This is a genomic window from Nocardioides sp. NPDC023903 (assembly GCF_040639295.1).
Lineage (GTDB): Bacteria > Actinomycetota > Actinomycetes > Propionibacteriales > Nocardioidaceae > Nocardioides.
Map to the genome: position 1 here is coordinate 13143 of NZ_JBEZZS010000013.1, position 15317 is coordinate 28459.

11 protein-coding genes are annotated in these 15317 nt (G+C 70.3%); 6 read left to right on the plus strand and 5 right to left on the minus strand.

What is annotated here, in order from left to right:
* Position 1: 1 nt before the first annotated feature.
* Genes benC through benA form a run of 3 tightly spaced genes read right to left on the minus strand, consistent with a single transcriptional unit; the run spans position 2 to position 4636 of the window.
* The gene (gene benC / locus AB0F44_RS15325; RefSeq protein ID WP_357356775.1) at positions 2-2731 is read right to left on the minus strand and encodes a benzoate 1,2-dioxygenase electron transfer component BenC; all 2730 of its coding nucleotides are present in this window, start codon (positions 2729-2731) and stop codon (positions 2-4) included.
* Between the two features lie 10 nt (positions 2732-2741).
* Positions 2742-3266 carry a benzoate 1,2-dioxygenase small subunit gene (gene benB, locus AB0F44_RS15330; protein WP_357356777.1) on the minus strand — a complete coding sequence of 175 codons (525 nt, stop codon included), beginning with the start codon at positions 3264-3266 and terminating at the stop codon, positions 2742-2744.
* 2 nt (positions 3267-3268) lie between these two features.
* Positions 3269-4636 (minus strand): benzoate 1,2-dioxygenase large subunit, encoded by a 1368-nt coding sequence (benA, locus tag AB0F44_RS15335; protein WP_357356779.1) that lies wholly within the window; start codon positions 4634-4636, stop codon positions 3269-3271.
* A 193-nt stretch (positions 4637-4829) separates the two neighbouring features.
* Here benA and AB0F44_RS15340 point away from each other — a divergent pair, with 193 nt between their 5' ends.
* Genes AB0F44_RS15340 through catC form a run of 4 tightly spaced genes read left to right on the plus strand, consistent with a single transcriptional unit; the run spans position 4830 to position 8031 of the window.
* Entirely contained in the window at positions 4830-5741 is a 912-nt protein-coding gene (locus tag AB0F44_RS15340) for a LysR substrate-binding domain-containing protein (protein WP_160027542.1), read from the plus strand.
* Positions 5738-6841: an enolase C-terminal domain-like protein gene (locus AB0F44_RS15345; RefSeq protein WP_357356781.1), complete on the plus strand. Its 1104-nt coding sequence runs from the start codon at positions 5738-5740 to the stop codon at positions 6839-6841. The genes AB0F44_RS15340 and AB0F44_RS15345 overlap by 4 nt, the downstream gene beginning before the upstream one ends.
* Positions 6842-6877: 36 nt before the next feature.
* Positions 6878-7753, plus strand: a complete 876-nt coding sequence (catA, locus tag AB0F44_RS15350) for a catechol 1,2-dioxygenase (RefSeq protein ID WP_357356783.1) — start codon at positions 6878-6880, stop codon at positions 7751-7753.
* Entirely contained in the window at positions 7753-8031 is a 279-nt protein-coding gene (gene catC, locus AB0F44_RS15355; protein ID WP_008361945.1) for a muconolactone Delta-isomerase, read from the plus strand. The genes catA and catC overlap by 1 nt, the downstream gene beginning before the upstream one ends.
* Here the strand turns inward: catC and AB0F44_RS15360 are convergent.
* Positions 8028-11246, minus strand: a complete 3219-nt coding sequence (locus AB0F44_RS15360; protein ID WP_357356785.1) for a BTAD domain-containing putative transcriptional regulator — start codon at positions 11244-11246, stop codon at positions 8028-8030. The two genes, catC and AB0F44_RS15360, sit on opposite strands and share 4 nt — an antisense overlap.
* Positions 11247-11345: 99 nt before the next feature.
* On the opposite strand from AB0F44_RS15360, the gene AB0F44_RS15365 reads away from it, so the two are divergent.
* Positions 11346-12053: a dienelactone hydrolase family protein gene (locus tag AB0F44_RS15365; protein ID WP_357356787.1), complete on the plus strand. Its 708-nt coding sequence runs from the start codon at positions 11346-11348 to the stop codon at positions 12051-12053.
* 123 nt (positions 12054-12176) lie between these two features.
* Positions 12177-13217, plus strand: coding sequence for a 2-oxoglutarate and iron-dependent oxygenase domain-containing protein (locus tag AB0F44_RS15370; protein ID WP_357356789.1), 1041 nt, complete (start codon positions 12177-12179; stop codon positions 13215-13217).
* Here the strand turns inward: AB0F44_RS15370 and AB0F44_RS15375 are convergent.
* Complete coding sequence (locus AB0F44_RS15375) at positions 13201-15273, minus strand: MMPL family transporter (protein ID WP_357356791.1); 2073 nt, start codon at positions 15271-15273, stop codon at positions 13201-13203. The genes AB0F44_RS15370 and AB0F44_RS15375 overlap by 17 nt on opposite strands.
* Positions 15274-15317: the final 44 nt, after the last annotated feature.

Sequence of the window (15317 nt, forward strand, 5' to 3'; positions counted from 1 at the left end):
CTCAGCCGAGGTCACCGCCGGCGACGGGAAGGACCGTGCCGGTGATGTAGGAGGCTTCCTCGGAGGCGAGGAAGCAGATCGCGGCGGCCTGCTCGTCGAGCGTGCCGTAGCGGTGCATCAGTGAGGTCTCGAGGGTCTGGTCGATGTGGGCCTGGAACCAGTCCTTCTCGGTGTCGGTACGCGGCCGTGGTGTGCCCCGGGAGATCCGGCGTGGCGGAGCCTCCGTACCTCCCGGGGCCGTCGCGGTGACCCGGACACCCGAGCCGGCGTACTCCAGCGCGAGCGAGGCGGTGATCGCGTTGATCCCGCCCTTCGCCGCGGAGTACGGGATCCGGTGGATGCCGCGGGTCGCGGCCGAGGAGACGTTGACGATGACGCCGTGGCCGCGCTCGACCATGCCCGGCAGGGCGGCCCGGCAGGCGTACAGCGTGGTCATCAGCGACCGGGTGATCTCGGCGTCGATCTGCTCAGCGGTGAACTCGGTGAACGGCTTGAAGTTGATCGCGCCGCCGACGTTGTTGATCAGCACGTCGATCCGGCCGTACGTCTCCACAGCCTGCTCCACCAGCGCGGCCGCGCCCTCGTAGTGCTCGAGGTCGCACTCGACCGCGCTGACGCTCGCGCCCTGGCCGGCGAGCTCGTGGGTGACCTCGGCGACCAGCGGCGAGCGGTCGGCGAGGACGACCTTTCCGCCCTCGGCGGCCACCCGGCGGGCCACCTGCGCGCCGATGCCCTGGGCCGCCCCGGTGACGACCACGACTTGGCCGGCGAACCGGCCCGGGGTGATGAACCGCGGCCTGGTCGCGGCGGCCGACTCGGCCATCGCGCGCCGCATGGTCTCCTGCGACCGCTCGCTGTGGGCCTTGATCAGGTCGCGGGCCGCCACTCGGTCGCCGCGCTCGAAGGCCTCGACGATGTCGAGGTGGTCCTGGGTGCACCGCGGGTGGCACCAGGTGGCGTTGCGCAGCACGTCCTCCATCCGGCCCTTCACCCCGAGCGCCTGGTAGGCGGCCAGCAGGTGGCTGTTTCCGGTGAGGGTGAACAGGTAGTCGTGGAAGGCCGCGTTCGACTCGGTGTAGCCGTGGGCGTCGAGGAACCGGTCGCCCTCGACGTACGGGAGGGTCGACTCGGCGAGCAGCCGATAGCCGGCCAGCTGCTGGGAGTCGAGCCGTCCGATGGTGAGATCGAGCGCCCCCACCTCCAGCGCCGCGCGGGCCTCGAAGATCGCATCGGAGGCCGAGATGTCCGGGTGCTCCTCACCGATCGTGTACCCGTCCGCGGTGGTGTCCCCGCTGGTCGAGCCGTCGGAGCCGCTAGGCGGAGGCGTGTCGAGACCAACAGAGTCGTCTCGAGCAAAGATCTTCTGACCACCGATGCCACGCGCCTCGACTGCGACGATCAGGTCTTCGACCGTGTTGGTCTCGACACGCTCGCTCACCCTCGGGGTCTGAACGAAGTGGCCCCGACCAGCGGGTGCCGGCGCGACCAGCTGACCGGCGATGCGGCGTACGACATCGCAGTCGTCGCGAGCCACGGTGGCCGATCCGCTCGGTCCGAGGTCGAGCGCGGGGAGCATCTGCTGCCCCGCGATGGCCCGCGCCTCCGGATGGGTCTCCAGCTCGACGGGCACCTGTGACGCTTCGGTCGACGCGGGCGACGTCTCGGCCGACGCCACTGACGCCTCGGCGGGGACGGCGAGGGCGAACTTCTCGTAGTAGAACCCGGTGGGCTGGATGCCGGCACCGGCGACGTGCGTACGCACCGCCTCGACCATCGGCGGCGGGCCGCACAGGTAGATCGCGACGTCGCCGTCGTGCAGGTCGTCGTCGCCGATCAGGCTCATCACGTAGCCCTTGTTGGCCGCGGTCGAGGCGGGGTCGGAGACGCAGTGGTCCCAGCTGAACCCGGGCAGCCGCGAGACCAGCTCACCGACCTCGTCGAGCTTGACCAGGTCGTCGTCGGTGCTGACGCCGTAGACCAGGCGGCCGCCGCGGTCGCAGCCGTCGACCTCGAGCTGGCGCAGCATCGAGAGCACGGGCGCGAGCCCGGTGCCACCGGCCAGCATCAGCACCGGCCGGCGTGCCTCGCGCAGGAAGAAGGAGCCGTTCGGGCCGGTGAAGGTGACCTCGTCGCCGACGGCGGCGCGCTCGGTCAGCCAGGTCGACATGGCGCCGCCCGGGGTGAGCTTGACCAGGAAGACGAGCCGCTCCTCGTGCGGGGCGTTCGCGAAGGAGTACGAGCGGGTCACCTCGGTGCCCGGCACGGCGATGTTGACGTACTGACCAGGCAGGAAGGCCAGCTCGCCGCGGTTGGGGATGTCGATGGCGAGCTCGACCGTGGTCGGGCTCAGCCGGTACAGGCCGACGACGGTGCCGGTGTAGCTCGCGGCACCGGTCTTGGCGACCTCGGAGGTGGTGGCGATCTGCAGCGCGAGGTCCGAGCGCGGCTTCATCGAGCACGGCAGGGCGTACCCCTCGGCGGCCTCCGCCTCGGAGAGCGCGTCCTCGATGTAGGTGCCGCCGTCGTACTCCCCCGACTCGCACAGCGCCTTGCACGTCCCGCAGGCGCCGTCGCGGCAGTCCAGCGGGATGTTGATCCGCTGCCGATAGGACGCGTCGGCGACGGTCTGGTCCTCACGCACGGTGATGAACCGGGTCACCCCGTCCTCGAAGGAGAGCGCGACCTGGTGAGTCGCCACCCCGGTCGTGGGCTCGGTCTCGATTGCAGTCATCGCAGGCGCCTCAGACGTGGTAGATGTCGACGACGTGGTGGATGTAGTCGTTCTTCAGCACCACGCTCTTTCGGCGGATCAGCGGCTGCTCGCCGGAGAAGTCGATGGTGTAGAACGACGTGCCGTAGTAGGGGTCGACGGTCTTGTAGCGGAAGTACATGGTGTGCCAGTTGAAGCGCACGTCGACCAGGTCGCCGCGGCGCTCGATCACCTCGACGTTGCTGATGTTGTGCGACGTACGCGGCTCGGGCAGCGAGGTGGCCGAGGATCGCTCCGTACGGATCCGGAAGACCCGGTCCTCCAGGCCACCCTTGTTGGGGTAGTAGATGAGCGACATCTCGGTCTGCGGGTCCTCGGTGAGGAGGTCCGCGTCGTCCCAGCAGGGCATCCAGTAGACGACGTCGTCGGCGTAGCACTCGAGCCACTTCTCGAACTCGCGGTCATCGAGGAAGCGCGCCTCGCGGTAGAGGAACTGCTCGATCGAGTTCTGGGTGATGAGCTTCGACCCGGTCGCGGTGTTCTGCGTGAGCGTCATGGTCACTTCCCCTTCTCGTTCGCGATGGCCGTACGCATCTGGTCGGCCCACTGCGCGTGCATGACCGGGTAGAGACCCTCGTCCTCGTTCTTCGCGCCGGCCGAGATGACGCCCGGCATCTCCAGCGCCTCGGCGACCTCGTCGGGTCCGGTGAGCCAGTGCTCGGCACCGCGGCTCATGTCGTTCCACGGCGCAGCAGAGGCCTGGTACGTCACGTAGCAGGAGCGGAACTCCTCCAGGTCGTCTGGCGTGGCCATGCCGGAGGCGTTGAAGAAGTCCTCGTACTGCCGGATCCGCCAGGCCCGCGACTCAGGGCTCTCGCCCTTCGGGGCGATGCAGTAGATGGTGACCTCGGTCTTGTCGACCGAGATCGGGCGGAAGTGCCGGATCTGGGTCGAGAACTGGTCCATCAGATACACGTTGGGATAGAGCAGCAGGTTGCGCGATCCCTTGACCATGAACTCGCCCTTCGCCTCGCCGAACTTCTCCTTGAGCACGTCCATCTGGTCCCACAGCGGCCGGTCGGCCGGGTTGGCCGCCCAGGTCCACAGGCACAGGTGGCCGTTCGGGTAGGACCAGTAGCCGCCACCCGCCTTGCCCCAGCTGCCTGCGTCGACGGTCTTGGTCGTGTTCTTCGACTCGCCGGTGTTGCGGCGCGAGGTCGTCGCCGCGTAGTTCCAGTGGGTCGCGGTGACGTGGTAGCCGTCGGCGCCGTTCTCCGCCTGGACCTTCCAGTTGCCGTCGTAGGTGTAGGTCGAGGAACCGCGCAGCACCTCGAGCCCCTCAGGCGACTGGTCGACGAGCATGTCGATCACCTTGACGGTGTCGCCGAGGTGCTCCTCGAGCGGCAGTACGTCCTGGTTGAGCGAGCCGAACAGGAAGCCGCGGTAGCTGTCGAAGCGAGCCACGTGGGTGAGGTTGTGCGAGCCCTCGGTGTTGAAGCTCTCCGGGTAGCCCGCGTCGTCGGGGTCCTTGACCTTGAGCAGGGTGCCGTCGTTGCGGAACGTCCAGCCGTGGAACGGGCAGGTCAGGGTCATCCGGTTGTCGGTCTTGCGCCGGCACAGCATCGCGCCACGGTGGGCGCAGGCGTTGATCATGCAGTGCAGCTCGCCGTCCTTGTCGCGCGTGATCATCACCGGCTGTCGCCCGATGTAGGTGGTGAAGTAGTCGCCGGGGTTGGGCACCTGGCTCTCGTGGGCGAGGTAGATCCAGTTGCCCTCGAAGATGTGCTTCATCTCCAGCTCGAAGATCTCTTCGTCGGTGAAGATCCGGCGGTTGGCGCGGTAGATCCCGGCCTCGCGGTCCTCGACGACGGCGTCCGACAGGACGTTCTCGATGTGGCCCAGGCTCTCGGTGAGTGGTGCGGTCATGGTGATGCCTCCAACGGGTGACGGTGACCACACCCTCGCAAGACGTGGCGGCCGTCACACCAGGCGAATGCCCAGTTCCGACCTAGGCATCCATTGATCATTCGAATCGATCAATGAGCGGCAGTTTCGTCCTTGTTGTTTATCTATCGCAGACCTAGTGTGGCGGTCATCACCACCTCGTGAGGAGCGCTTCATGGAGCTACGCCACCTGCGGTATTTCGCCGCTGTCGCCGAGACCTGCCACTTCGGTCAGGCCGCGGCGCAGCTGCACATCGCCCAGCCGGCGCTCTCCCAGGCGATCCGCCAGCTCGAGTCCGAGCTCGACGTCACCCTGTTCACCCGAACGACCCGGCAGGTCTCCCTCACCCCGGCCGGCGAGTTCCTCCGCACCGAGGCCGCCCGGGTCCTGGCCGCCGTCGACGACAGCGTTCGAGGCGTACGCCGCATCGGGGCCGGCCGCCACGGCCTGGTCCGCCTGGGGCTGACCGGCACCGCCTCGTTCTCGCACCTGCCGGGCATCGCCCGGGTGGTCAAGCGCGAGCTGCCCGAGGTGGCGCTCGAGATCCATGCCGACCTGCTCACCCCTGCCCAGTGCGAGCGGCTGCAGAGCGGGGCGCTCGACCTCGGCGTACTGCGGCCGCCGGCCACAGGCGAGGGACTGACCCTGCGCACCCTCGAGGTCGAGCCGCTCGCGCTCGCCATCCCGGTCGACCACCGGCTCGCCGTCGAGCCCGTCGTGGCCCTGGCCGACCTGCGCACCGAGCCGTTCGTGGCCTACAGCGCCCGCGACTCGGCGGTCAACGAGGCGGTTCTGCGCAGCTGCCGCGAGGCCGGGTTCGTGCCGCGCCGCGAGCACGAGGCACCCAGCACCGCGGTCCTGCTGGCGCTGGTCGCCGCGGGCCTCGGCGTCGCGGTCCTACCGGCCTCGGTCCGGGCCCTTCCGCTGGAGGGCGTGGTCTTCCGCGACCTGCTCGACGCGGGCAGCGTCGAGCTCTCCCTCGCCTACCGCACCGACGACGACAACCCCGTCGTCGACGCCGTCATCGAGATCCTCGAGGCAGCCGACCTGTTCACCGCACCCCGTCTGGAAGCTCCCCGATCATGAAGATCACCAAGGTCGAGGCGATCCCGTTCGCCATCCCCTACCGCAAGCCGCTGCGCTTCGCCTCCGGCGAGGTCCACACCGCCCAGCACGTGCTCGTCCGGGTGCACACCGACGACGGTGTCGTGGGTGTCGCCGAGGCGCCGCCGCGGCCGTTCACCTACGGCGAGACCCAGGACGGGATCATCGCCGTCATCGACCAGCTCTTCGCCCCACAGCTCGCCGGGCTCACCCTGCTCGAGCGCGAGACCGCCCGAGTCCTGATGGAGCGCACCGTCGGCAACCCGACCGCGAAGGCCGCCGTCGACATGGCCATGTGGGATGCCCTCGGCAAGACCCTGGACCTGCGGGTCGTGGACCTGCTCGGTGCCTTCACCGACCGGATGCGCGTCTCGCACATGCTCGGCTTCGACTCGCCCGAGGCGATGGTCGCCGAGGCGGAGCGGATGCGGGAGACGTACGGGATCTCGACGTTCAAGGTGAAGGTCGGCCGCTCCCCCATCGAGCTCGACACCGCCGTCGTCCGTGCGCTGCGCGAACGGTTCGGCACCGAGATCGAGCTGTACGTCGACGGCAACCGCGGCTGGACCGCGGCCGAGTCCGCCCGCGCGATGAAGCAGATGGCCGACCTGGACCTGCTCTTCGCCGAGGAGCTCAACCCCGCCGACGACGTGCTCGGGCGGCGCTGGCTGGTCAGCCAGCTGGACGTGCCGTTCATCGCCGACGAGTCGGTCCCGACGGCTGCCGACGTGACCCGCGAGGTGCTCGGTGGCTCCGCCACCGCGATCAGCATCAAGACCGCACGCACCGGCTTCACCGGGTCGCAGCAGGTGCTCCATCTCGCCGAGGGTCTCGGGCTGGAGGTCGTGATGGGCAACCAGATCGACGGCCAGCTCGGCAGCGCCTGCTCGATCGCCTTCGGCGCCGCTCACCGGCTCACCTCCCGCCGGGCCGGTGAGCTCTCCAACTTCCTCGACATGGCCGATGACCTGCTCACCGAGCCGCTCGAGATCCGCGACGGCGAGCTCGCCGTACGTCCTGGTGCCGGCCTCGGGGTCGAGATCGATCCGGAGAAGCTCGATCGCTACCGCACCGACAACTGAACACCTGACCCCACCGCAACACGAGAGGACACACCCATGACCACCGACCAGACCCTCGAGTCCACCGAGGCAGCCTCCGCGGCCGCCTCGGGCGCGTCTGCCACCGAGCGGTTCGCCGCCGACAAGTCGCCCTTCGACGCCGTCAAGGACACCCCGCCGGAGCGTGTCGACAGGCTGGCCAAGCGCGTGCTCAACGCCGTCTACGACACGATCCGCGAGGAGAAGGTCAGCTACGACGAGTACAACGCGCTCAAGGCGTGGCTGATCCAGGTCGGCAAGGACGGCGAGTGGCCGCTCTTCCTCGACGTCTGGGTCGAGCACGAGGTCGAGAAGGTCGCCACCGAGCACCGCGAGGGCAACAAGGGCACCATCGAGGGTCCCTACTACGTCCCCGCAGCCCCGGAGCAGGGCGCGAACGGCACCATCCCGATGCGCGACGGCGAGTCCGGCACCCCGCTGACCTGGACCGGCACGATCACCTCCACCGACGGCACCCCGCTCGACGGCGCCAAGGTCGAGCTCTGGCACGCCGACGCCGACGGCTTCTACTCGCAGTTCGCGCCCGGCATTCCGGAGTGGAACCTGCGTGGCAGCTTCACCGTCGGGGCCGACGGCGCCTTCGAGATCCACACGATCCAGCCCGCGCCCTACCAGATCCCGACCGACGGCTCCTGCGGCAAGCTCATCGCCGCCGCCGGCTGGCACGCCTGGCGTCCGGCGCACCTGCACGTCAAGGTGTCGGCCCCGGGTCACGAGCTGCTCACCGCCCAGCTCTACTTCCCCGGTGACGAGCACAACGACGACGACATCGCCTCGGCGGTCAAGCCCGAGCTCGTGCTCGCGCCCGTCGCCAACGGTGACGGCTCGGTGAGCGTCGACTACGGCTTCGTGCTCGACCCGGCTCGCGGCTGATGCTCTACCACGTACGCATGGACGTCCGGATCCCGCACGACCTGGATCCGGACGTCCGCGACGACACGATCGCCCGCGAGAAGGCCTACGCCCAGGAGCTCCAGCGCGCCGGGAAGTGGCCGCACCTGTGGCGGATCGCCGGGGAGTACGCGAACTTCTCGGTCTTCGACGTCGAGTCCCACGACGAGCTCCACCAGATCCTCTCCGGCCTGCCGCTGTTCCCCTACATGGACGTGCAGGTCACCCCGCTGGCCAAGCACCCGTCCAAGGTGGACTAGAGCCTTTCGAGCACTCGGTCGGCTTCGCGCCGCAACGGCGCGAAGCCGTGCTCGGCGGCCAACTGCCGGCCCCGGCGGGCGTGGACCCGGGCGGCCGTGGTGTCACCCTCGGCATGGAGCGCCTGGGCCAGCCCGATCCGGGCACGGGTCTCGGTGAACGAGGCGACGTGGGCGTGGCTGAGCCGGACCGCGTACTCGTAGGTCTCGGCCGCCTCGCGGTGGCTACCGGTCGCATCGAGGGCGGCGGCATAGCTGCACGCCGTCGACGCGACGAAACGTACGTCCCCGTGGGCCCGCGCGGTCAGGTGCGCCCGCTCGGCGAGCTCGAGCGCCGAGGCATGGTCGCCACGGACCAGGGCGAGCAGGCTGAGCTCCTCGAGCGCGTTGGCCTCGGCGAACGGGCTCCGGTTGCGGGTCGCCTGCGCCAGCGCGGACTCCAGCCGGGCGCCGGCTGAGTCGAGCAGGCCGAGAGCACGCTCGGCCGCGGCCAGCGTGGCGAGCTCGAGCGGGGTTGCGCTGCCCTGTGCCTCGCTCAGCTCGACCGCCTGGAGATGGTGGACACGTCCCTCCTCGAAGCGACCCTGCTCGGTGCAGGCGATGCCGAGAGCCTGATGGGCCCAGGCCCGCAGCCCCTCGGTGCCCTCGATGTCGCCGAGGATCTTCAACGCGTGCGTGTAGGCGACCTCGGCCTCGCGTCCGGAGTCCGCGACCCGGTGGCGGTGGCCGTCGACGATCGACGCGAACGCCAGCCCCTGCGGCCAGCCGCTCGTATCGAGGAGGCTCCAGGCGCGGTCCGACTCCGCCCAGGCCTCCTCCATCCGCCCCAGAACCCCGAGCACATCGGCTTTCAGCGTACGCAGGAACGCCTCGGCTCGCGCCTCGTCCTCCAGCATGGCGGCCTCGGCCCCGACCGTCACGAGCTCGAGGTAGGTGGTCACATCGAGGCGGGTCCGGTAGTGGATCCGGGCCTGGTCGACGAGCTTCCAGGCGTAGTGACGCCGGTGCGGGTCGCCCGCTGCCTGCTTCGCGAAGGCGATCAGCAGCTGCGCCTCGCGGTCGAGCCAGGTGCGAGCGTTGTCGGCCGAGTCGAAGCGGCTCTCCGGCGAAGGCTCGATCTCCAGCGCGCGCAGGCGGCCCGGATAGGCCGTGCCGGCGGCGCTGACCGTGGTGTCCAGTAGCCAGTCGGCGAGCCGGCGCTGCGCCTGCGGCTGCTCGGGGTCGGCGGCGGCCAGATCGCCGGCGTGGAGCCGGAGCAGATCGTGGTAGTGGTAGCGCCCGACGCCGTCGTCGGCTCTGTCGTTGGGACTGGCCGTCTGCAGCATGTTGGCGTCGACCAGGTCCTCGAGCAGCCGCTGCGTGGTGGCCGGGTCGCGGTCGAGGAGGGCGCACGCCGGAGCGGGGTCGAAGTCGTAGGCCGAGATCAGCGAGCACAGCCGGAACGCCCGCTGTGCTTCGGCTGGCATCGCGGCGTAGGAGATCTCGAGGCTGGCCGTCACGCTCACCTCGCCGACGGCCAGCTCGGCGAGCCGGTGGGAGCTCGCGCTCAGCCGGTCGGCGTACGTCTCGATCGACCACTCCGGACGGCTCAGCAACCGGGCCGCGGCGATCCTGAGCGCCAGCGGGAGTCGGCCGCACGCCAGCGCCAGCGACTCGCTCGCGCGCGGTGCTGCTGCCACGCGCTCGTGACCGACGATCGCGCCGATGAGATGGACGGAGGCGTCGGTGCTGAGCTCGCCGAGATGGATCTGGCGGCCCAGATCGATGGTGCCCGCAAGGGCGGGCAGCCGATGGCGGCTGGTGAGGATCGTCCGGGTGGCGCCGGGTCCGGGCAGCAGCGGGATGACCTGGCCGGGGCTGTCGACGCTGTCCAGCACGATCAGCATCCGGCGGTCGGAGAGCTCGCTGCGGAGCAGGGCCGCGGCGTCGGCGTCGTCGGTCGGAATCTGCTGGCCGGAGAGACCGAGCGAGCGCAGGAAGCGCCGCAGCACCGAGCCGGGCTCCACCGCCTCGCCCGAGACACCGTGGAGGTCGGCGTAGAGCTGGCCGTCGGGGAAGTCGCCGGCCAGCCGGGCCGCGGCGGTCAGCGCCAGCGCGCTCTTCCCGGAGCCGGCCGGACCGGTGACCAGCACCGCCGCGCCGCCGCCCTCGCCGAGCCCGGCCGCCAGCATCGCGAGCTCGGCGTCACGCCCGATCAGCGCCGGCGCCGCCGGCACCTCCCGAGGTACGTCCCGCCGGCGGGCACCCTCGACCAGCGTCGGTCGCCGGGTGTGCCAGCGTCCTTCCAGCGTCCCTTGGCGTACATCCTCGAGGACCGGGCTGGGGTCCAGCCCGAGCTCCTCGGCCAGTACGGACCGGACCGTGTCGTAGGCGGCGAGCGCCTCGGCCTGCCGCCCGGCCGCCGCCAGCACCTTCACGTACGCCGCCCACAACGGCTCGTCCAGCGGCCGCAGCCGGGCGACCTCGCCCACGACCGGGAGCGCCTCGATGGCCCGGCCCTCGGCAACGCCGAGGGTCGCCCATCTGAGCACGACCGCGACGTACTCGTCCTCGATCGTGCTCGACAGCCACGGCGCCTGGTCGAACCCTTCGGGGCGCCCACGCCACAGGCCGACGGCCTCGTTCAGCGGGGCCATCTCGTCGGTCCTGGTCAGCTCCCGGAAGCGGACCAGGTCGAGCTCGTCGGCCGAGGCGTCGAGGCGGAGGGTGCTGCCGTCCTGGGTGACCGCGATCGGCGCCACGAGAGCGCGCAGGCGCCGCAGCAGCTGGGCCAGCCGCCTGCCCGACTCGGCGGAGGCGAGCTCAGGCCACAGCAGGTCGAGCAGCTCGTCGCGCCCGACCCTCTCCCCCGGCTCCAGGGCCAGGCGCCGCAGCAGCAGCCCGACCTGATCGGGTAGGTCGACCGGCACGCCGTCGCGGACCACGACGGTCGGGCCGAGGACGGCGATGCTCACCACCGCGCCGTCGGCCTCGAGGACGGGGGTGAAGGCCTCGGCGAACCGGGCCGTCTCCTCATCGCTCAGGCCCAGCGCCTCGGCGAGCGCACGCAGCGAAGCCGCCCTCGGACGCCTCGTCCTGCCCTGCTCGAGGTCGCGGATCGAGGCGACGCTGACGCCCGCGGCGCGCGCGAGCGCGCCCTGTGTCAGCGAACGCGACTCGCGCAGCCGGCGGAGCCTGGGACCGAACATGCCCTCATGGCGCACCCCGGCCTCCGTCAAGACCCCGAGCCTGGCGAATCACCACAAAATCCTATCGGGTCGAGCGTCGTCCGGCGTGCAGGATCGTCGGACCTGCGAGGATCGCACCGAGGTGATGAGATGTCGATGATCGACTATGCGGCGCCCGCGGGTCCGACCCGCGGCTATCTTTCGGTTCCGGAGGGTCCCGGGCCCTGGCCCGGTGTGGTGGTCGTGCAGGACATCCTCGGCATGACCTCCGACATCAAGCGGATCGGTGACCGGTTCGCGGCCAACGGCTACCTGGCGCTGACGCCGTCGCTCTACGAGCGGGGCCCGAAGGTCGGCTGTGTCGTCAGCACGATGAAGTCGCTGGTGACCGGGAAGGGCACCGCGGTCGACGATCTGATCGCCGCTCGCGACCATCTCGTCGACGACCCGCGCTGCACCGGCAAGGTCGGCGTCGTCGGCTTCTGCATGGGCGGCGGCTTCACCCTCCTGCTCGCCCCGCGCGGCATCTTCGATGCTGCCGCACCCAACTACGGCATGCTGCGCAGGGACGTGTCCTCGCTCAGCTCCTCGTGCCCGATGGTGGCCAGCTACGGTGCCAAAGACCGCACCCTGCCCGGCGCCGCGGCCAAGATCGAGGCGGCGCTCGCCGAGGGCGACGTACCCCGCGACGTCAAGGAGTACCCCGGTGTCGGGCACAGCTTCATGAACGACTGGGGCTTTCCCCGGCCGATGCCCGACCTGGAGCGCGTGGTCGGCTTCAACTACTCCGAGCCCGAGGCGGAGGACGCCTGGCGGCGCATCCTGTCCTTCTTCGGCGAGCACCTCGACCCGAAATAGCGCCGAAACCTCGGCGTTCTACTGTGGTGGCGCCCGAGTTCAACGGAAAGCAAGGCCTCCTGGCCGGGAAAGCGGACACCTCCGGGCACGACCAATCGTCTGCTCCGAGCAAGGAGAGCAACCGTGAGCACCTTCCACGTCCCCGCCGTCGACATCGCTGCGTACGTCCAGGGCGGAACGCCCCAGGAGAAGGCGGCCGTCGCGGCCGCCATCGACACCGCCTGCCGTGAGGTCGGCTTCATCCAGATCCTCGGCCACGGCGTCGCTCCGTCCGCGGCCGTTGGTCTGGCCGCCGCCATGGACGACCTCTTCGCCCTGCCGCCTGCGGAGAAGGCCCGCTGGCGCCGGCCGGCCACCGAGAACCGTGGCTACACCCCGCCCAAGTCGGAGACGCTCGCGCTCAGCGCCGGCGTCCAGTCCGAGACGCGGATGAAGGACTTCTTCGAGGCCTTCAACGTCGGCTCGTCGGTCTCCGACCACCCCGACGCCGATCTCGTCGCGGCGCACTACGCGGAGAACACCTGGCCCGAGGTGCCGGACTTCCAGGCGCGCATCGACGTCTGGCGCACCGAGGCCGCCCGGGTCGCGCGCACCATGGTCACCATCTTCGAGGACGCACTCGACCTGGAGCGCGGCGCGATCGCGAGCCTCGCGGCCCACCCGATCGAGGTCCTGCGGATGAACAACTACGCCCTCCCGGAGGGCACCCGGGTCGAGGTCGACGAGGACATGATCGGGATGGGCGAGCACACCGACTACGGCATCGTCACGATCCTGTGGGCCGACCGGGTCAAGGGTCTCCAGGTCCTGCACGGCGGCGAGTGGCACGACGTCAGCCCGGCCGAGGGGGCGCTGCTGATCAACCTCGGCGATCTCACCACCCGGCTGACCAACGAGCAGTGGCTCTCGACCCTGCACCGGGTCAAGCCACCCATCGTCGATGGCACCATCCAGCGACGCCGGTCGGCTGCGTACTTCTTCGACGGCGACGCCGAGGCGATGATCGGCCCGCTGCCGGGGTTCGTCGACGAGGAGCACCCCCGCCTCTACCGCGACGTCTCCGTCGACGAGCACATCGCCGCCAAGCTCGCGGGCTCCCGTGCCGGGGTCCTCAACGCCGCCGCCGATCGGGAGGCAGCCCGCGTGCTCACCGCGGGCTACTGACCGGCGCCTCCTCGGTGTGCCGGCGGGCGATCGCGGCGGGCCACCAGATCCTGTCGCCCACCAGCGCGAAGACCGCCGGCACGACCACGGTGCGAACGAGGAAGGTGTCCAGCAGGATGCCGAGGCCCACGATCAGGCCCACCTGGGTCAGCGTGATCAGGGGCAGCACGCCGAGCACCGCGAACACCGAGGCCAGCACGATGCCGGCGCTGGTGATGACGCCACCGGTCAGCCCGACCGCCATGACCATCGCGTCGACGGTGTCGTGCTCGGCGGTCTCCTCCCGCGCACGCAGGACGAGGAACACCGTGTAGTCGACGCCGAGCGCCACCAGGAACAGGAAGGCGTAGATCGGTGTGCTGACGTCGAGCGCAGGGAACCCGAAGACATGGGTGCTCATCCAGGCGCCCAGGCCGAGGGCGGCGAAGGTGGCGATCACGCTGATGGTGACGAGCACCAGCGGCGTCACGATCGACCTCAGCACCGCGAAGAGCACCAGCAGCACCACCAGCAGGATCAACGGCACGACGACCTTGAGATCTCGCTCGGCGCCGTTGCGGCTGTCCAGATCCTTGGCCACGCTGCCGCCGACCAGAGCGCTGGTGCCGGCCAGCTCGCTGCGCATCGTCTCGATCGTCTCGATGCTCTCCGGGGTCGCGGGCGCGTCCTCGAGCGTCGCGGTGATCTTCACCAGGTCGCCGCTCTCGCCCGACGGGCGCGCGCCGTCTACGCCGTCCAGCTGGTTGACCTGCGCGAGGACGGCGTCGGCCTCGTCGGCCTTGACCACGATCGTCACCGGATCAGAGGCACCCGGCGGGAAGTGCTTCGAGAGGGTGTCCAGACCGTCGACAGACTCGGCGTCGACACGGAACTGGTCGGTCTGCGAGAGCCCGACCTTGACCCCCAGGAGCCCGGAGGCGAGTACGCCGAGGATCACCGCGGCCACGGCCAGCACCGCTGCCGGGCGGCTCACCACGGCGCGGGCGATCCGGAACCAGACACCGTCGCGAGACTTCTCGTCCTCGCCGTTGCGCGGCACGAACGGCCAGAACAGGCCACGTCCGAACAACGACAGCGCGGCGGGCAGGGCGAAGAGCGCGAAGAGCAGGGCCACCAGCAGGCCGATCGCAGCCGAGACCCCCAGGGATCGGGTGTTGGGAGCGACGCTGAACACCAGGGCCAACAGCGCGAGTACGACCGTGAGGTTGCTGGCCACGATCGCCTCGGCGGAACCGCGCACCGCGGCGGCGAGGGCGTCGCGGTGGTTCTCGTGCCGGCGGAGCTCCTCGCGGTAGCGCGAGACCATCAGGAGCGCGTAGTTGGTGCCGGCACCGAAGACCAGCACGCTGGTGATCCCCGACGTCGAGCCGTCGAGCCCGTTGCCCGTCCAGTCCGCGACGATCTGCGTCACCACCGAGGCGGTGCGATCGGCCAGCGCGATCACGATCAGGGGCACGAGCCACAGCACCGGCGAGCGGTACGTCAGGATCAGCAGGATGGCGACGACCGCGGCCGTGACGAGAAGCAGCCGCACGTCGGCACCTTCGAACGCCGAGGAGATGTCGGCGGCGAAGGCGGCGCCACCGGTGAGCTGAACCGTGAGGCCGTCGGGCCGGTCCTCGTCGACTGCCTCCCGCAGGTCGCCGACGAGCTCGGTGAGATCGAGTCCGGTCACGTCGGCATCGACGTCGATGGCGACGATCAGGGCATCGCCGTCGGTCGCCGGGATCGGCGGCGAGACCTCGTTCCCGGTGATCTCTGCCCAACGCTGCGACGCCTCGGCGACCCACACTCGGTCCTCCGCGGTCAGCCCACCATCACGCTCGACCACCGCGACCGCGGGCAGCACGTCCCCGCCCGGAAAGCTCTGCTGCAGCTCGGCGACCCGGGCCGACTCGGCGTCCGCCGGCAGCGGGTCAGGCGCCGAGCTGGCGGACTCCAGGGAAGATCCGACGACCATCACCGCACCGGCCAGAAGGACCGTGATCACCAGGACCAGCCACGCCGTGGCCTTTCTCGTGGTGACTTGTGCGAGAGCTGCTAGCGCGGAGCGCATGGCCGGGCCTTTCGGGTAGAGGTGGTGAGTGCTTCGGGTGACAT